The following is an 18,419-nucleotide window of genomic DNA, read 5'->3' as shown; positions in this document are numbered from 1 at the left end:
AATAAATTGAACTATGCTATTGAGAAAACTGTCTTTCAATATGTTTTTTCTTTTTGAATTATATATTAGAAATATTATCAAAGACTTCTTGTCCTCCCTGAAATATTTTCTCCCCTGCATCTATTAGTTTTGGTACTTCATTAGCTAATCCAGTGGTAATTACTATTGTATCTTTTGCTCCTTTTAACCAATTAATAAATTTAGAACCACCTTTCTTTGCTTCAACTTCTTCTTCTTTGGTTTGGGCATTTTCTAAATTATATATATCATCCATCAAGATCAAAAGATTATCTTTCCAAGCTTGATCATTTGCCAAGGCTAAGTCTATTTTTTCTAAAGATGCTTTTAGTTCTGTAACATCTGTGCTCCCTTCATATTGGTTTACATAATTGTTTTGTTTAAAATCTTTACTTGCTACGACAGAATTTTTAATTTTACTTTCTCGCATATCATTATAAGTCTCAATATGATAATGTACGTCTTTGTTTTCTTTTTTGCTCATGCTATTTAAATCTTGGTGGTTGTTTACTAGTCCTAAAACTTCTGCTATATTTATTTCTACCAAACCATTTTTAGTAGATTCTTTTCTGCTTCTTTCACCACCTATATATAAGTCTACATAATCCTTATAATTAAGCTCTAAACTTGTAGGAGTGTGAACAATAAACTGATTGTATTGATAATTTGTTTTTTCTAATAAATTATGAATTTTTGCTTTTATATCCTTAAAAAATTTCCTTGTTTCTTTTCCTTTTATTTTTATATGTATCCGTTTTTCTTCTTTTGAAGATTCAATATAAGCATAGATTTCTTCTTTTAATTCATCGTCTTTGTCTATCAATACAATACCGTTTTTCCAATACATACCATTATGTCTTTTATTAAAAAAACTAACAATAAATTTACTAATCAATGTTTCAGGATAATCGGAATGGAAGTCGAATATAAAATGAACAATAGATTCATCAAACATGTTGCTTTTCACAAATTCTTCAGGCAAATCATTTTTAAATAAAGAAGGTACAAAATAATCTCCCTTTTCTACATAAGCAATTTCAAATTCTTCCATCATTTGGCTAATAAACGGATAATCTCTTTTGGTATAAGAATACTTATCTTCTTCTGCTTTTTGCAAGATGGTATCAAAATCATTTTCTTTAAAAACACCGAAATTCTTTGCTGTAAATTCTGACATCAATACTTTATAGACTCCTCCGCTAAGCCATTCAGGATTTAATATAAGACGATCGTGAATTTCAAAATAACGTATTGTTCCTATCTTGTTTAATATTTCTAAAAAAGAATCCACCTTTCCTTTTAATTGATGTTTAATAAACAAATTTTCAAAAGCATCATAATTGATATGGGTTCTTTCTTTTAAAACATTGTCTTCTAAATCTCGTTTTAAATCATGAAAATTAGAGGCAACTGGTGTATTGATGTTTTTCAAATGTAAAATTTGCTCTGAAATTGTCCGCATTAGCTGGTTACCATTGTATAAAGCATCTTTTTTCTCTTCATCAATTTCTTTCAAAGAGATGTAATGAAAATCTATGATGAATGGATAATTTTTTCGTAGTATATTTTCTTCCAACCTGTAAGAATGATTATTATCCATTTTATTTATGACTACAATTGCCATGGAATCATCAGTATAATTTTTTATCCAATCTAACCATTTTTCGGGTCTTTCTTCATTGCGTCCATTAAGAACAATAAGATATAAACTCTCATTGGTTATAAAAAATTTGTGTACCTGTTGCTGAATCCACTGCCCACCAAAATCCCAGATATTAATTCGGTAGTCAATTTTATCAATACGGATATTATGTCTATCTACCACGATGCCTGTAGTAGCACTTTTGTTGGCATTAAAAGGTTCGCCTAATATATAATTTCTTAAATTAGTTTTACCAGCCTCACCTTCACCCAATAGCATGAGTTTGGCTTCTCTTAAAGGTTGTTGCCTAGCTAAAAGATTTTCAAAATAGTCTAAAAGGGTTTGTCTTCTTTCTTCTTTGTAATTAATGTTCAAAATAGAAAGGACGCTTTCATCTAATGGGTTTGCTCCAACACCAATACCATATTTATAGTTTCCTTCTTTTATAAAAATATTTCTATCATTTCTGAAAAGAGGTAACAGAGGTAAAATATCAGAAATTTGATTTTTGTAAAGATTCAAATGCCAAATATCTTTTCTATTTTCAAAATTAATTATTTCTTTAATTTCATTGTAAGATAAATCAATACGACCATTTGAAATTGGTATTTGTGCACCATCTAATACTTCAATTTTATTTATATAGATTGATAGTACAATAAGTTTTAATAAATTTTTTAAGCCTTCAATTTTAGAGATTTTATTACTACCTAAATATAATCTATGAAGATTTTGTAAAGTTTCTAATCCTCCTATAGTAGAAATTTGATTTTGACTTAAATATAATATTTGAAGATTTTGTAGAGTAGTTAATCCTTCTATTTCAGAGATTTGATTACTATTTAAATTTAAATGGTGAAGATTTTGCAAGCTGCCTAATCCATTTATAGTAGAAATTTGATTTTGACTTAAATATAGCACCCGAAGATTTTTCAAGTTACTAAATCCTTCTATAGTGGAAATCTCATTTTGATTTAAATATAAATGCTGAAGATTTTGCAAAGTACTAAATCCTTCTATTTTAGAGATTTGATTACTATTTAAATTTAAATGCTGAAGATTTTGTAAAGTTCTAAATCCTTCTATTTTAGAGATTCGATTATTATTTAAATATAAATGGTGAAGGTTTTTCAAGGTGTCTAATCCTTCAATTTTAGAGATTTGATTATTATTTAAATATAAATAGTTAAGATTTTGCAAGTTGTCTAATCCTTCTATAGTAGAGATTTGATTATTCTTTAAATTTAAATGATGCAGTTTTTTTAAAATAGATAAACCCTCTATTTTAGAAATCTGATTGTAGCTTAAATCTAAGATTTCCAACATATGGAAATCTTCTAAATTTGGAATTTCAGTAATACGATTTCTAGATAAACCCAATCCTATTACCTCATCTTTATCATTTAGTAAGTAATAATTTGATCTATAGTAAGATAATTTTTGTTTTTCTTTGTTTTCTTTTAACTCTATTTTATATTTTTTCTCAAAATCGAGGATGTTTTGTGGTTTATTCATGGTACGTTTTTATTTTTGCTCTAAAAATTATTATTCACTATAACTTTGAAAAAATCTTTAATTTTGAAAAGATGCAGTGTGCTTTTGGCAAACTATGTTATTTTTTTGAAATAAATCACATATCTATAATAATAATCTATTCCTCTGCAAAAAACGCATTTGAACTTCCGATCCAGATCGCATCCTTTTTATTAAAATCCACATTTACCATGGCTGCTTTAGTCATTCTGCCCAGATTTTCCAGTAGAATAGGACGTTCATCGTTTTCGCGCCAAATGTATAATAATCTGATCTCTGCTTTTGAAAATTCACCGTTGATATCTTCGAAAATAGGCTCATAAGTTACTTTTCTCTGCAAAATATAGTTTTCTTTATCCTCAATAGCATCAGTAATTTCCTTAGTCGGATTTAAATTGACTCCGCTTCCTGCAAAAGAAAATAAAGGTTTTAAAACAAAATTTTCAAGGCTTTCGCTTTCCGGGAATTCATGCAGGAAATAACTTTTCGGAACAAACTGATGCTGTAAAAGTGGAAGGAGGAATTTAGAAATTTTAAAAAACCAGTTCGGATGCGTAACCCACGTTACATCAACATCTTCACGGAAATCAAATTCAGTTTTCAGATCCGGAATCTGGTCTAATTCGTCGAAAATAACACGGTTGTAAATCCTTCTGATTTCCGTTAATTTTCCATCGTTTTCATAGAATAATTTTCTTCCGTCTTTTTTTATTTTGGTTAAACATACCGTTTTTATTCCCAGTAATTTTTCCGTTAAAACAAAATCGATGGCGGTTTTCTGTTTTTCAGGGTAAATTTCAAGAAGAATTACATTTTCAGGATTTTCATCACCCAGAAGTAAATCCTTCATGTAATTTTTAAAATCATCATGAGGCATTTTATTTTGCAGCTCCGAAAGAAAAGGGTAGACATCACAGAATGTCTGCTCAAAAACTTTCTGAAATGCATACAAAGAAGGGAAAGCTTGAAGTTCGATCAACTGAGGTTCAATCTCGCCGTTTTCACTCTTGCAGATCCCGAAATCTATGGTGAAAAAGTGAGGTTGTTTCGTGTCATTGGGAACTCTGCAGTTACCAGGAATCGCTTTTTGTAAAGTTTCTTCAGGAAGATTCTTAATCTGGCTGATAATGCTTTCGCTGGCGTCAATAAGTTTAGATTCAAATTCTTTTGTCAGAAATAAAGGACTTTCGGAAATTCTGAATCCGGCTTCCAGACCACTTTTCTGTTCTAAAATTTCTTTAAACTGATTGTATTTTTCCTGAGAAAATTCCTGATTAAATTGCTTTCTGTATTTTGGAATCATAATTCTTTTTCTTTTTGTGATTTAAAAAATCGGACAGTTTCTGTGTCCGATTTTTATATTGATATTTTCGTTTTATTAAAAATTTAAGCCATTGCTTCTGCCTGCTTCAAAACGTTTTTTTTTGCAAACTGTAAGAATCTCGGCAGAATCTGAGACTGAGTAAGGATAATTTTATCTTCATCATCCATTCTGTCCACGGTTTCAAGATACTTTTCCATTCCGAAATTTTCAATCATCGCCTGCTTGTTCTTTTCGTCTTTCAGATTTTCAATCATGCCTGCAGGATTTGCTTCCGGATGAAACTGTGTTCCGAATATTTCCTCCGAAAAACGGATTGCCATCACCGCTCTTTCCAGATTGATGTGTGGGCGGAATTTTTCAATAGCCACGATTTTCATACCCAGCTCCTCAAAACGGTCATGATCCGGCTCAATAAACTGATACGCTCTGGAATCTACTGCATAGAAAGGATCGGGAAGGTTTTTGAATAAAAATTCCTGTTCTCCTTCCTCGGTTTTATGAACCGGCATTACTCCGAAAGAATACGATTTCCTTTTGCAGATATTTCCAAGTTTCCAGTGGATACTTGCCAACTGAAAAGAATGACAGATGAGGAACAGATATTTTTTGTCGTCACTATATTGGTTATGTTCAAAAACATTATCCAGAAACTGAGCAAATTTATCTTCCCATTCAAGACCTTCTCTGTGCGGATCTCCCGGACCTCCCGAAGAAATAAAAATATCGAAATCCTCAACATTGGGCATTTCATTTTTAAATCTCACATCGAATGTTTCAATGCTTACGTTTTCCTGAGCACAGCTTAGCTTAAATGCTTCAGAAATTTCTTTAATATTTTTAAAACCCTGATTCACATGATTGTTGTTCATGTCCAGCAAAGCAATTCGAATATCATTCATACGACTTCATATTTTTTACAAAGTTACCAAAAAATTATGAAGCGGTTTCTCCGTGTGTGATGCCGTACTCTGTTTCTGAGATCATATAATCCACAACTTTGGTAAGGTCTCCGGTTTCATTGAAGACTTTAAGCTGTCGGTCTGCTCCGGTTCCGTTTTCAAGAATTGTCCATGCGTATTCCACCTCTTTTCTGCATCCCAATTCGTCCACCACATCATCAATAAACTCAAGAAGTTCCTTTAAGAGATCAGGATAAGGCACAGATTCTTCTTTTCCGAAATCAATCAGATGAGCTTCAATTCCACTCTTGGAAGCACGCCATTTGTTTTCATTTAGCAATAATCTTCTGTAGCTTCTGAAACTTAAATTCTGCTGATGAAGTTTGTAGATTTTTGCAACCAAAGCCTGCATTATGGCAGCCAGACAAACGGTTTCATCAATTCTCATCGGCATATCGCAGATTCTGAATTCGATCGTGGGGTAGAACGGGTGAACTCTGAGATCCCACCATATTTTTTTAGCATTATCAATGGTTCCTGTCTTTACCAAAAGGTCTACATAACTGTCAAATTCAGCTAAAGAATTGAAAAAACTCGGAATTCCTGTTCTTGGGAATTTTACAAAAATTTCCTGTCGGTAAGACTTAAAACCTGTATTTCTTCCGATCCAGAAAGGAGAATTTGTTGATAGTGCATAAACGTGCGGAAGAAAATACCTCATCACATTCTGTATTCTTACGCCTTCTTCACGGTTCGGAATTCCGATATGGACGTGAAGCCCGAAAATTAAATTTCCTCTCGCCACATCACCCATGTCGTCTACAATTTTAATGTAACGCTCTCCGTTTGTAATGGTGTTGTGTTCCCAATTGGAGAAAGGGTGCGTTCCGCCGCCGGAAACCCGAAGTCCCTGTTCGTGGGCGGTTTTTATAAGATGTCTTCTTAAATTCGTTAATTCGGCTTTTGCCTCCTGAATATTCTGGCAGATGCCTGTTTCCATTTCAATCATGGATTCATGCATTTCATGCTTTAAATTTTCACTTAAAACAGCTTTTCCGCCTTCAATAATTTTCGAAACATGAGAGACTAAATCCCGGCTCTCAACATCAATAATCTGATATTCTTCTTCGATTCCAATAGTAAATTGATGCATTTTTTTTCGTGCTTTTTGTTGATATTCTTATTTTACAGAATCTTTTACGAAAGTTCCCCAAGAGATGTTTGGTTTTCCCGGAACATATTCTTTTGCTTTTTCGATCGCTAATTTTGCTGCGTGTTCTACGATCCATGCAAAATTTTCTTCTCCTACAGAATTTTTGTCTGCATCCGGAGCCGGATTACAGAAGTCGATTGCATAAGGAATTCCGTCTTTTACCGCGAATTCTACCGTGTTGAAATCGTAGCCAAGCGCTTCATTCATTTTGATGGTGTAATCGTGAATTGTTTTTAATAATTTCTCCAGTTCTGCACCCTGCGTCTGATGTGTAGTTGCATATCTCAGATGATGAGGATTTCTCGGCTCATAAGGCATGATATGAACATATTTTTTACCTAAGCAGTATACTCTGTAATAATCGTCAAAGATAATTTCTTCCTGAACCATCATAACCAACTGCTCAGTTTCGCTTAATTTCGACCAAAGATCCTCTGGATTTTCCACGCGGTATACGTTTCTCCATCCACCTCCGTCATGCGGTTTCATGTACGCAGGAAAACCTACATAATCGAAAATATAATCCCAGTCGTGAGGGAATTTCAGGTTTCTGAAAGAGGTTTCTGAAGTATTTGTCGGTCTTTCGTGAGACGGAAGCAAAACTGTTTTCGGAAGCGGAATTCCCAGTTTCGTCATCAAAGCGTTATTAAAAAACTTTTCGTCTGCGCTCCACCAGAATGGATTGTTGATGACATAGGTTCCGTTCAATGCTGCATTTTTCAGGTACGCTCTGTAAAAAGGAACATCCTGCGAAATTCTGTCGATAATTACAGCATATCCGTAATCTGCACCCTGTTCAAGTTTATCAATATGTACAGGTTCTGCGATGATTTCTCCACCTCCCAATTCGTTAACTTTATCAATAAACGCCCAAGGAAACGTATCTTCCATACCGAATAGAATTCCTACTTTTTTTGCCATAAATGTATTTTTTAATGTTGTATCTTAATATTAATTTTTAAATTTTTAAGAAAAGAATGCTCCGATAAAAGTTGGGAAAACCATTCTCCAGAGTGGCCAGTCGTGGTTGATCCATTTTCTTTCATCATACCAGAAATCAATACCTTTTGAAGCTAAAATTTCTGCCATTTCCACGTTTTTATCTTTGCAGATATCTTCATCCGAAGTGCTTAAAACAATATGCATATGTTTGTATTTCCATGCTTCATCATTTCTTACAAATTCACGCGGACAGTTGAAATAAACCAGCTCATCGGAATAGCCGTCCATAAAATTTCTAATGCTGAATGCTCCGGACAGGCAGAACAGATGCGAGACAACATCCGGAAAACGGAAAGCAAAATTAGCCGCATGATAACCTCCGAAACTCGCTCCCGCTACCGCAACGCGATGCGTCTTATGAATTTTCTGAACGTAAGGAACAAATTCCTGAATCAGAAACTGAACATATTTTTCATAATTTTTAATCCTTTGCTGAGGAGAAATATTGTTGTCATAAAAACTCCATCCGTCTATGGTCTGAACATTGTAAAGTTTAACTTTTCCCTGCTCTATAAACCAATTGATGCTTCCGTTAAGATGAAAATCATGGTTTTGGGTATATTGTCCCTGTGAAGTCGGAAACATGATGATCGGATAACCGTAATGTCCTGTAACCTCCACTTTAAGGCTTGTTCCTAGTATATGTGAATAATAATCTGTATGCTCTATCTGTGGCATTTTTTTTTCGTATTTGGGTTTAATCAGTAAATTAATAATCAGGTCTGCCTTTTCATTCTCCTGATTTAATGATTTCTAAATTAGGGATTAAAAAAGGATTTTAGGGTAAACTTAATCTTATAAAATCAATAATTTCTTGATGTTAATTTCTCTTTTTAAATTATGACATAGGTTTGTCTTTCGGCGGAAGAATATTCAGTAATTCAGCATGAATTTTTTCTGCTGCCGTATCTAATCTTTCCTGTACGACTACCGAGTCTTTCGATTTGTAAACGATTCCGACATGATAATCGATAGGCAGGAATTTTACAGCCTCCTCACATTCAAACTGATTGTAATCCGGCTCTTTGTCTTTAATTAAGGCGACAATAAGCCCCGAATAATATCCTGTAGGTTTAGAAACCTCATAGTTTTTTCCTCTTAATAAAGCATCTTCAATTTTCGCCCATTCTCTCCAGATGTTAATGTTGCTTGATGCTTCCACGAGATCCGGAATATGCGCTCCACCCACTCTTGAAGAAGTTTCAAGAAAATAATATTTTCCGTCGTCTTTGCTGCGGATAAATTCTGTGTGAGTAGCTCCGTTGATTAGTCCGAAATTGGATAAAACTTTCGAATTTACCTCTTCAAGAGCCTTAAATTCATCAGAATATCTTCCGAGCGTTTTTGTTCTGAAAACACCTCCTTCATGGGAAACCTCCATCGGAGGTGCCAAATATTTTGAAGCGGAAGTGAAAACGATTTCTTTGTTAAAAGTAAGACTGTCTACATGATAAACATCTCCCGGTTTGAAGCTTTCCAGAAGAAACAGGTGACGTTCTTCACCTAAATTATCAAGCGCCTTCCAGAGATCTTCTTTGGAATTCAGTTTTTTAATTCCTGAAGCAGAGGCTTCGGAACGTGGCTTTAAAACCCACGGTGCAGGAACCTGATCTACAAAATGATTAACCTCATCATTATTAAAAACTGCCGTAAATTCAGGAACATTAATTCCGGAATCCTTTGCTTTTTGTCGCATGGCAAGTTTATCCCTGAAATAGCGGTGCGTAGTCTGTCCCATCCCCGGAATTCTGAATGTTTCGCGGATAAGCGCCGCTTTTTCCACATCATAATCGTCCAGAGCAATAACGGCGTGTACTTTTCTGGTCTGCATCAGATGGGAAAATCCCTGCACGAGATGATCCAGATTCCAGACAGAAGGCTTTACCTCAGGCATATAGAATATCTCATCAATGGCGTGCCACGGCCAGTTTTTTTCTTTAAGATTTTCGGATGTTACTAAAATAATTTTATTACCGAGTTTTTTCATTTCATCCATGAAATCATAACCCTTGTAATAGCACGAAATACATACTATTGTTTTCTCCTCCATACAATGTTTTTTAATTTTTGATGAACTTTCAAAAATAAAAACGTTTTTTTATTAATTATTTAATGTTAAAAATTAAAATATTATGCGCTTTTGAAAATTCTATTTCAATTATACAGAGAATTTTTGTAATAAACTAATTTTTAGTGATAATTTTCGATTAAATCGGCTAATAATTGCACTCCAAATCCGGTTGCAGCCTTTTCTTTGGCATATCCTACGTTTCCGAATGCCACTCCGGCAATATCAAGATGCGCCCATTTAGGATGGTTCTCAATGAATTGTTCTAAAAATTTAGCCGCAATAATGCAATCTCCGATAGGTTTCATCGAAATATTCTTAATATCTGCCACATCCGACTGAATATCGTCTTTCCAGACATCCCAAAGCGGTAAATTCCAAAGTCTCTGATTGGTTTTATCGCCGGTTTTTATCAAAAGATTTTTCAATTCTTCATTGTTGGAAAACAGAGCTCCGCAAGTATCGCCAAACATTCTTACGGAACTTCCGGTAAGCGTGGCAAGGTCGATCAGAAAGTCAGTTTTGAAGTTTTTCGCCATATAGGAAAGTCCGTCGGCGAGAATCATTCTGCCTTCCGCATCGGTATTGAGAACCTCAATTGTTTTTCCGTTGTAAGCCGTAATAACATCACTCGGAAGAAATGCATTTTCAGAAATAGCATTGTCGGTTACAGGCAAAATAGCAACAATATTAACCGGAAGCTGCATTTCTGCGGCATAAATCAGCGTTCCCAAAACGGCTGTTGCACCGCCCATGTCCGATTTCATATAATGCATATTGTCCGGATTTTTCAGAGAAATTCCTCCTGTGTCAAACAATACACATTTTCCGACCAAGCCGAAAGTGACTGCATTTTTAACATTGGTTTTGTATTCAATAATAGTAAACGCCGCATCATAAGCACTTCCCTGATTAACGGAAAGATAAGCTCCCAAACCAATTTCCTCACACTTTTTCCTGTTAAAAGAAGTATATTTTAAATCATATTTTTTAGCTAAATTTTTTAAATATAAACTGAAAGTATCAGGTTTCTTGAGATTGGCGGGCTTGTTCAGCCATTCCTGACAGGCGGTTTGTCCGTTGCTCAGTGCTTCAGCTTTTTTACTGATGGTGTCTAGTTTTTTCTGGCTTAAATTTTCAAAATGAAGCTCAAATTTAGCATTCCAGAACGCATGCGTTTTTTCGAAAGGATAGTTGTAGGTTCCCAGTAATAAACCTTTTGCAAATTCTTCAAATTGCTTCTCGTTCAAACAGTCGGCTATAACTAATGTCGGGACAGGCTGTACTTTTCCTTTCTGCGTCTGGGAAAACTTCACGGCAACCTGCTGAATTTCAAAATTCTGCAAAGTAGATTTTCCGATACCTATAAAATATGTTATTCCTTCTTCATGGGCATTCACGAAAACTTCATGCTTTTTACCCGTAAAGAAAGTTGAAATGTTGTTATTGAAATTTTTGCTGGTTTTCGTCCATTCTTCTTCTGTGAAAAGATGAAAAACCTGCGTATAATTTTTATTTTTTTTGTTGATTAATTTCATAATTTTAATTTTTAATGCTTTCCTGATGTGGTTTTACTTCCACCGGATTTTCTGTGTTGTTATAATAGAGCCATTCAATCGCTCTCGGGAATTCCTGCGACCAGTAAAATTCGCTGTGTGTACCTTCCGGGTTGATGCTTGTTCTGAATTCAAAATCAAATAGATTTTTCTTCTCCCAGCGTTTTAAATATTCTTCGAAAATATGGATTCTCTTTACCATTTTTGAGCCTTCCTGACCGCCTCCGTAAAGATAGATTTTCGTTTTAAAAGGAACTCTGAAATTCATCATCGGAAAATTGTTGTTCGGTTCCACCCAAAGTGAAGGTGAAAATATCAACAATTTCGAGTAGACTTCAGGATAAAGAAACCCGCTGTAAATGCTGATCAACGCGCCAAGAGAGCTTCCTCCGATTCCTGTATTGTCGCGGTCTTTTTTCGTGCGGTAAGTCTGGTCGACATAAGGTTTCAAAGTATCTGTAATGAAGCGGATGTATTTTTTACCTTCCGATCCGTTCGCGACATTGTCGTTATCAAAAATATACTCTTTAATCCTTTCTTCGCTTCCGTGTTCTACTGCAATGATGATGACATCTCCGCGACCGTATTCTGAGAGAATGGAAAGTTTCTTATCGATTTCCCAGTTTCCGTAACCGCTTCCTTCATTAAATAAATTCTGTGCATCCTGAAGATACAGAACAGGATATTTTTTGTCGGAAACATAATAATCGTAGGGTAGAAGTGCCCAGATTTTTCTGTAGCGGTCTAACTGCGGAATGTAGAATTCCTCCGAAATAATTTCTGCAATCGGAAAATATTCATCCTTGAAAGGTCCCCAGTTGAATCTCCATTTTTCAACGGTATCTGATGTTTTTCCTGAGGATCTTAAAGCTTTTTTGTTCGGGGTGATACTTCCGTATTTGTCAAGTTCTACATTTTCCCAACCGCCCTTAGTAAATTTGTATTCAATAACATCCGGCAAAAGCTGATCGTCGATTTCGATAAAATAATTTTGAGAGTCTTTTTGAATCAGTTGAAAGTTGTAGTCTTTCGGATTCCAATTGTTAAAATTTCCTGTGATGTAAACCGTTCGTTCATCACTTTCTGCTGTATAAAGTTCAAACTTCATCCGTGTTTTTCGTAAAATTAAAGCCTAAATTTATAAAAAATCTTTTTATGACAAATCATTTTAAAACGATAAACACTGAATAAAAAAGCGGTATATTTGATAGAAACAAGTACTGCAAAGAGTTTAACATAATAATTTATTCAAAATTTATTAATGATTATTGCAGATATTTTTTGTAGTTTCAAGAAAAATATAAAAATTAAATCAAAACCGTGATGAATTCGGTTAAAACATATACTCTTTTTACGGATCAGGATGTTTACCTTTTTAAAGAAGGTAAGCATTACAAGCTGTACGATAAATTCGGTGCACATTCCGCTGAAAAAGATGGGATGAAAGGAGTGTATTTCTCTGTCTGGGCTCCCAACGCGAAGAAAGTTTCGGTAATCGGAAATTTCAACAACTGGAATCATAAAGATCATATTCTGTTTCCGAGATGGGACGAATCCGGAATCTGGGAAGGCTTCATTGCAGGTTTAACATGGGGAACTTTGTATAAATATGCTATAGAAACGCCGCGCGGAGAAATTTTAGAAAAAAGTGATCCTTACGCTTTAAGCTGGGAACAGAATATTCAGGCTGCCTCATTGGTTTCTACCACTTGGTATGAATGGAAAGATAAAGACTGGCTGGAAAACCGCTGGAAAAAAAATACGTTAAATGCTCCTTTGTCGGTTTATGAACTCCATTTGGGATCCTGGGTAAGAGAAGGAAATGATCCGAAAAAGTTTCTGAATTACCGCGATATCGGGAAAAAACTCGTTCCTTACATTAAAGAAATGGGCTTTACCCACGTAGAATTTATGCCGGTGATGGAATATCCTTACGATCCAAGTTGGGGATATCAGATTACAGGTTTTTACGCAGCGACTTCACGTTTCGGTTCTCCGCAGGATTTGATGTCTTTGATTGATGAGCTTCACCAAAACGGAATCGGCGTGATTTTAGACTGGGTTCCTTCGCATTTTCCGGGTGATGCAAATGGTTTGCACAAATTTGACGGTTCTTATCTTTACGAGCATGAAGATCCAAGAAAAGGCTTTCATCCCGACTGGAAATCATACATTTTCAACTACGGAAGAAATGAAGTGAAATCTTTTCTGATTTCCAATGCGATGTTTTGGCTGGAACGCTATCATGCAGACGGATTGCGTGTAGATGCAGTAACCTCGATGCTTCACCTCGACTATTCCCGAAATGAAGGAGAATGGGAACCGAATATTTACGGAGGAAATGTAAATCTCGAAGCGAAAGCGTTTTTGCAGGATTTTAATACCGCTGTTTATAAAGAGTTTGGAGACAATATTATCACCATTGCAGAAGAAAGTTCGGATTTCCCCATGCTTACAAAGCCTGTTCATGACGGCGGAGTAGGATTTGGAATGAAATGGATGATGGGATGGATGCACGATACGCTGGATTATTTTAAAGAAGAACACGAGAACAGAAAGTTTCATCACCATAAATTAACTTTCGCTTCCATGTATATGTATAATGAAAATTATATGATGCCTTTGTCTCATGATGAAGTAGTACACGGAAAAGCGAGTCTCATCTATAAAATGAAAGGCGATGAATGGCAGAAATTTGCCAATCTTCGCGCACTGTATGTGTATATGTTTACGCATCCGGGAGCAAAACTGCTTTTTATGGGCGATGAATTCGGGCAGACCAGCGAATGGAATTTCAAACAGAGTCTGGATTGGCATTTGTTGGAATATCCTGTTCATAAAGGTTTGCAGACATTGGTGAAAGATCTTAATCATCTTTACATATATGAAACGGCTTTCTTTGAGAATCAGTTCAGCAGGGAAGGTTTTGAGTGGGTGGAAGCAGATGATCTGGAGAATTCCGTGTATGTCTATTTGAGAAAAGGCAAGAAAAAAGATGATGTTTTTATGGTGATTCTCAATCTGAAGCCTGAAGTTCTAGATTATAAAATTGGGGTGAATGCAGCGAGTCATTGGGAGATTGTTTTCAATTCTGATGATGAACGGTATTCGGGAAGCGGTTATAAGCCTGAAATTTTCAGTGAACAGTATGAGGAATACATGAATCACCAGAAATCCATCAGCGTAAGTCTGCCTCCGCTTTCAGGAATTATTTTGAAAAGAAAAGACAAAAAGTACAATAAGCATAACAGAATCAAACAACACAAAAAGTAATGATTCAGTTATTAGAAATTTTAGGAAAAGACTATGAAAGTCTCAAGGATATAATTACAAGGACAGATTTCGACAGTGAAACTCTGGAGTCGTTTTCTAAAGCCAGAATTAATGCTCCTGTAAGCGATGGAAAATTCAATGGAGATTTATATTTTTTTACTTTTAAAATTGAAAAATATAAAATAGAATTTCTAAGAAACAAGATTTGTGAGATCGATTTCATTGGAGATAAAAATAAAACTATGGAAATCATAGATTATCTTAGAACAGTAAAGGATTTTGAGTTTAAGTTTATCAGCAAACAGCAAGTTGAAGAAACGGAATGGGAAATAATGGATGACAATACAGAAGAGGAGGGTTTCACGGAATTCAAGAGAAAGCGTTTTGATTTTGATCCTTCTTCCCAATTTGATGCGAATAATATAGATAAATACAGCTTTATGGCTTTTCGGTCAGATTATGTAAACATTATAATCAAAGAAGAGTTTACAGAAAACAGATCTTTTTTTGTATTTGAGATTTATAAATCCCCGAATATCGAAGATTTTAATTAAGATATAAATAATAAACGAGAGAGAAAAAAATGATCATTTATCATCTAAGTACGGAATGTTATCCGGTAGCAAAAGTAGGCGGTTTGGCAGATGTGGTGGGAGCTTTACCAAAATATCAGAATAAAATTAAAGATATTGATGCGAAGGTGGTTATGCCTTGGTACAACAAATCTTTCGTGCATGATCATGAGTTTGACATAGTTTTTGATGGCTTCATTCATCAGGGTCCAAGTATGCTTCAGGTACAGGTTTTAAAGGAAAAAACCAATGCTTTGGGCTTTGAGCTTTTTATGGTAAGAATTCCGGGACTTTTGGATCGAGATAATCCTTACGGATATTCGGATGAAAGTTTTCAGTTTTTAGCTTTTCAGCACGGAGCGCTTCATTGGCTGAGTGCGATGGGAATTCGACCGGATGTTTTGCATTGTCACGATTATCACACAGGGTTAGTTCCTTTCATGATTGAGCATTGTCCTGAATTTTCATTCTTAAAAGGCGTAAAAACCATCGGAACCATTCACAATGGTGAATATCAGGGAATGATGAGCTGGGAAATGGCGAATTATATGCCGTCATTCGATCAGTATAAATGGGGATTGCTGGACTGGAACGGAGTCATAAATCCTTTGGCAAGTATGATTAAATGTGCCAATGCTTTTACAACGGTTTCGCAGGGGTATCTTGAAGAACTTTTTGTAAGTTTCAGAGGTCTGGAAAGCCTTGTTCGTGATGAATTCGGGAAAGCCTACGGAATCATTAACGGAATTGATACGGAAGTCTGGAATCCGGAAACCGATCCGATGCTGGATTTTAATTTTAACGTTAAAAATGCCATTGCCCAAAAGAAAAAGAACAAAGAAAGACTGTGTAAAGAATATGGTCTGAAACCGGAGCTTCCTCTTTTCGCATTCATCGGAAGGTTTGCTACCGAAAAAGGAGCCGATTTTCTTCCCGATGTGGTCTGGAAAAGTATTAAGCAGAGTTATGGTGCTTTAAATATCATGATTTTGGGATCCGGAAATTCTTATATTGAAAATAAACTGAAAGAGTACGATTACGTTTACAGCAATTTCGCTCTGGATCTTGGATATAAGGAACATCTTTCCCATAAAATATACGCTTCGGCGGACTTTTTGCTCATGCCGTCGAGAGTGGAACCATGCGGTCTTAACCAGATGTACTCCATGAGATACGGAACCGTTCCGATTGTGCGGTATACAGGAGGGTTAAGAGACACGGTGGAAGATGTTTCCACAGGTGGAGCGGGAATTAATTTTACGTTTCCGGGAGTAGACGATATTATCCATGCAATGAACAGAGCTTTATTGGTTTACAATAAAAAAGGTGAAATGGAAAACTTAATCCGTGCTAATATGAATTTTGACTTTGCATGGGAAAAATCAGCCGAAAAATACATAGCTTTATATAAGAATTAAATCGTGAAAAAGCTGACTTTTGTATTTATATTTTTATTGATTTTCTCCTGTAAGAAAGAAGAAGGAGTTTGTGTTGGAGGTTATTATTGGATTTATGATTACGGATTAAAAGATATGAGGAGAGAAGAATCAACAGAAGGGATTTCTGAAAAGTGGAAGATAAAATATGCAGATGTTGGTGGTTGTACGGTTTCTTCCGATATTGTGAAAAAGGCGGATGCTTTAAATAAGAAAACTTATGCCGAAATAACGAGAAGATATGGTAAAAATTGGCAAAAAGAATATGAAAAGGATATCGAAGACTTCATGATGAAAAAAGTTGATGTAATGGATGTTTTAATAATAAATTATTCAGAGCCGAGCTCAAAAAATATCCTGTAGAGATTCATGATCTGGATAAGGATGTGAAAGAATTAAAGAATGACTTATATAAAGTTGTAATTTATAATCAAAAATTAAAATCTGAAAATAAAGAATGTTTCACGGTAAATGTTGATACAAAAAACAGAACAGTAAACCTAATAAAATAAAACGCAAGATAAACTATGAATCGCAATGTAATTTCCATTGTTTTAGGAGGAGGTAGAGGAACCAGATTGTTCCCACTTACGTATTCAAGATCCAAACCGGCTGTACCCATCGCGGGAAAATACAGATTGGTGGATATTCCTATTTCCAACTGTTTAAATTCAGGATTAAATAAAATTCTGGTTTTAACGCAGTTCAATTCAGCTTCATTAAATTCCCATATCAAAAATTCTTATCATTTTGATATTTTCAGCAAAGGTTTTGTAGATATTTTGGCTGCGGAACAGAACGTTGAAAACGACAGTTGGTATCAGGGAACCGCAGATGCAGTTCGCCAGTCGATGAAGCACCTTGAAAAGTACGATTATGATTATATCCTGATTCTTTCCGGAGACCAGTTGTACCAGATGGATTTCAGGGAAATGCTGAATTTTCATATTGAAAAAGGCGGCGATGTAACCATTGCCACCATTCCGGTGAATGCAAAAGACGCAACAGGTTTCGGAATTTTAAGTTCCGATGACGAAGGCAATATCACTTCGTTTGTGGAAAAACCGGGATATGATCTTTTAGAAGGATTAAAATCTGAAGTTTCGGAAGAAAATAAACACGCCGGAAAAGAATATCTGGCTTCCATGGGAATTTATATCTTCACGAAAAGCATCCTGAAAAAGATGTTTGATGAAGGAGCAGGAGATGATTTCGGAAAGGATATCATTCCGAATTCCATCGGAAAATACACAACATTAAGCTATCAGTATGAAGGCTACTGGACAGATATCGGAACCATTGAATCCTTCTACGAAGCCAATCTCGATCTTTGTCAGGACTTCCCTAAGTTCAATTTATTTTCCTCTTCGCCTGTCTTTACACGCGCAAGAATGCTTCCGCCGTCAAAAGTAAACGGTTCTTACGTAAGCAAAGCTGTTTTCGGAGACGGATGTATCATTATGGCAGATAAAATTGAAAATTCCGTAATCGGAAACAGAACAAGAATAGACAAAGGAAGTACCATTGTAAATTCTTATGTGATGGGAGCCGATTTTTATCAGGATACCACAGAAATTGTGAAGAACGACAGAAACGGACAGCCAAATATGGGGATTGGGAAATACTGCTACATCGAAAAAGCCATTCTGGATAAAAACTGCTACATCGGGGATAATGTGAGAATTATTGGTGGAAAACATATTCAGGACGGAGATTACGGAACCCATTCTGTACAGGACGGAATTATCGTAGTGAAAAAAGGAGCGGTTATAAAACCGGGAACTCACATAGGGTAGAAAGCAAAGAAGTGTTGGGCAGGTCTGATTCAATTAAATTTTAAAAAATAAAACAGTCAGATAATAAACTTCCATCCTCCTTACTTC

General features: G+C 35.4%; 14 protein-coding genes. 5 read left to right on the top strand and 9 right to left on the bottom strand.

Annotated elements, in window-relative coordinates; genetic code table 11:
* Positions 1-58: 58 nt before the first annotated feature.
* The 9 genes from H6W53_RS02260 to H6W53_RS02220 all read right to left on the bottom strand — a co-directional run bounded on the left by H6W53_RS02260 (position 59) and on the right by H6W53_RS02220 (position 12,363).
* Positions 59-3,175, bottom strand: a complete 3,117-nt coding sequence (locus tag H6W53_RS02260) for a leucine-rich repeat domain-containing protein (RefSeq protein WP_185204695.1) — start codon at positions 3,173-3,175, stop codon at positions 59-61.
* A 136-nt stretch (positions 3,176-3,311) separates the two neighbouring features.
* On the bottom strand, positions 3,312-4,496 hold the full coding sequence (locus tag H6W53_RS02255; protein WP_185204694.1) for a hypothetical protein: 1,185 nt from the start codon (positions 4,494-4,496) through the stop codon (positions 3,312-3,314).
* 83 nt (positions 4,497-4,579) lie between these two features.
* Positions 4,580-5,416: a type 1 glutamine amidotransferase gene (locus H6W53_RS02250; RefSeq protein ID WP_185204693.1), complete on the bottom strand. Its 837-nt coding sequence runs from the start codon at positions 5,414-5,416 to the stop codon at positions 4,580-4,582.
* A gap of 34 nt (positions 5,417-5,450) precedes the next feature.
* Positions 5,451-6,569 (bottom strand): carboxylate-amine ligase, encoded by a 1,119-nt coding sequence (locus H6W53_RS02245; RefSeq protein ID WP_076390024.1) that lies wholly within the window; start codon positions 6,567-6,569, stop codon positions 5,451-5,453.
* A gap of 27 nt (positions 6,570-6,596) precedes the next feature.
* Positions 6,597-7,550: a RimK family alpha-L-glutamate ligase gene (locus H6W53_RS02240; protein ID WP_185204692.1), complete on the bottom strand. Its 954-nt coding sequence runs from the start codon at positions 7,548-7,550 to the stop codon at positions 6,597-6,599.
* 45 nt (positions 7,551-7,595) lie between these two features.
* The gene (locus H6W53_RS02235; protein WP_185204691.1) at positions 7,596-8,309 is read right to left on the bottom strand and encodes an alpha/beta hydrolase-fold protein; all 714 of its coding nucleotides are present in this window, start codon (positions 8,307-8,309) and stop codon (positions 7,596-7,598) included.
* A gap of 160 nt (positions 8,310-8,469) precedes the next feature.
* Complete coding sequence (locus H6W53_RS02230) at positions 8,470-9,681, bottom strand: acetyl-CoA carboxylase biotin carboxylase subunit family protein (protein ID WP_185204690.1); 1,212 nt, start codon at positions 9,679-9,681, stop codon at positions 8,470-8,472.
* Between the two features lie 140 nt (positions 9,682-9,821).
* Positions 9,822-11,237 (bottom strand): M17 family metallopeptidase, encoded by a 1,416-nt coding sequence (locus H6W53_RS02225; RefSeq protein ID WP_185204689.1) that lies wholly within the window; start codon positions 11,235-11,237, stop codon positions 9,822-9,824.
* Between the two features lie 4 nt (positions 11,238-11,241).
* Positions 11,242-12,363 (bottom strand): alpha/beta hydrolase-fold protein, encoded by a 1,122-nt coding sequence (locus H6W53_RS02220; RefSeq protein WP_185204688.1) that lies wholly within the window; start codon positions 12,361-12,363, stop codon positions 11,242-11,244.
* Between the two features lie 215 nt (positions 12,364-12,578).
* Between H6W53_RS02220 and glgB the strand changes: the two genes are divergently transcribed.
* From glgB to H6W53_RS02195, 5 genes are all read left to right on the top strand, one after another.
* A complete protein-coding gene (gene glgB / locus H6W53_RS02215; protein ID WP_185204687.1) occupies positions 12,579-14,528 on the top strand; it encodes a 1,4-alpha-glucan branching protein GlgB in 1,950 nt (649 codons plus the stop codon).
* Positions 14,528-15,082 (top strand): hypothetical protein, encoded by a 555-nt coding sequence (locus H6W53_RS02210; RefSeq protein ID WP_185204686.1) that lies wholly within the window; start codon positions 14,528-14,530, stop codon positions 15,080-15,082. The genes glgB and H6W53_RS02210 overlap by 1 nt, the downstream gene beginning before the upstream one ends.
* A 29-nt stretch (positions 15,083-15,111) precedes the next feature.
* Positions 15,112-16,518: a glycogen synthase gene (locus tag H6W53_RS02205; RefSeq protein ID WP_185204685.1), complete on the top strand. Its 1,407-nt coding sequence runs from the start codon at positions 15,112-15,114 to the stop codon at positions 16,516-16,518.
* 3 nt (positions 16,519-16,521) lie between these two features.
* Positions 16,522-16,899, top strand: a complete 378-nt coding sequence (locus H6W53_RS02200; RefSeq protein WP_185204684.1) for a hypothetical protein — start codon at positions 16,522-16,524, stop codon at positions 16,897-16,899.
* A gap of 164 nt (positions 16,900-17,063) precedes the next feature.
* Positions 17,064-18,332 carry a glucose-1-phosphate adenylyltransferase gene (locus tag H6W53_RS02195; protein ID WP_087710421.1) on the top strand — a complete coding sequence of 423 codons (1,269 nt, stop codon included), beginning with the start codon at positions 17,064-17,066 and terminating at the stop codon, positions 18,330-18,332.
* Positions 18,333-18,419 lie beyond the last annotated feature (87 nt).

It is taken from the genome of Chryseobacterium sp. C3 (genome assembly GCF_014218905.1).
GTDB lineage: Bacteria > Bacteroidota > Bacteroidia > Flavobacteriales > Weeksellaceae > Chryseobacterium > Chryseobacterium mucoviscidosis.
This window is presented reverse-complemented; position numbering and strand designations above follow the sequence as displayed.

Bases quoted from the DNA above. Each gene is read 5' to 3' on its own strand.
- H6W53_RS02260 (WP_185204695.1), bottom strand. From the start codon at position 3,175: ATGAATAAACCACAAAACATCCTCGATTTTGAGAAAAAATATAAAATA.
- H6W53_RS02255 (WP_185204694.1), bottom strand. From the start codon at position 4,496: ATGATTCCAAAATACAGAAAGCAATTTAATCAGGAATTTTCTCAGGAA.
- H6W53_RS02250 (WP_185204693.1), bottom strand. From the start codon at position 5,416: ATGAATGATATTCGAATTGCTTTGCTGGACATGAACAACAATCATGTG.
- H6W53_RS02245 (WP_076390024.1), bottom strand. From the start codon at position 6,569: ATGCATCAATTTACTATTGGAATCGAAGAAGAATATCAGATTATTGAT.
- H6W53_RS02240 (WP_185204692.1), bottom strand. From the start codon at position 7,550: ATGGCAAAAAAAGTAGGAATTCTATTCGGTATGGAAGATACGTTTCCT.
- H6W53_RS02235 (WP_185204691.1), bottom strand. From the start codon at position 8,309: ATGCCACAGATAGAGCATACAGATTATTATTCACATATACTAGGAACA.
- H6W53_RS02230 (WP_185204690.1), bottom strand. From the start codon at position 9,681: ATGGAGGAGAAAACAATAGTATGTATTTCGTGCTATTACAAGGGTTAT.
- H6W53_RS02225 (WP_185204689.1), bottom strand. From the start codon at position 11,237: ATGAAATTAATCAACAAAAAAAATAAAAATTATACGCAGGTTTTTCAT.
- H6W53_RS02220 (WP_185204688.1), bottom strand. From the start codon at position 12,363: ATGAAGTTTGAACTTTATACAGCAGAAAGTGATGAACGAACGGTTTAC.
- glgB (WP_185204687.1), top strand. From the start codon at position 12,579: ATGAATTCGGTTAAAACATATACTCTTTTTACGGATCAGGATGTTTAC.
- H6W53_RS02210 (WP_185204686.1), top strand. From the start codon at position 14,528: ATGATTCAGTTATTAGAAATTTTAGGAAAAGACTATGAAAGTCTCAAG.
- H6W53_RS02205 (WP_185204685.1), top strand. From the start codon at position 15,112: ATGATCATTTATCATCTAAGTACGGAATGTTATCCGGTAGCAAAAGTA.
- H6W53_RS02195 (WP_087710421.1), top strand. From the start codon at position 17,064: ATGAATCGCAATGTAATTTCCATTGTTTTAGGAGGAGGTAGAGGAACC.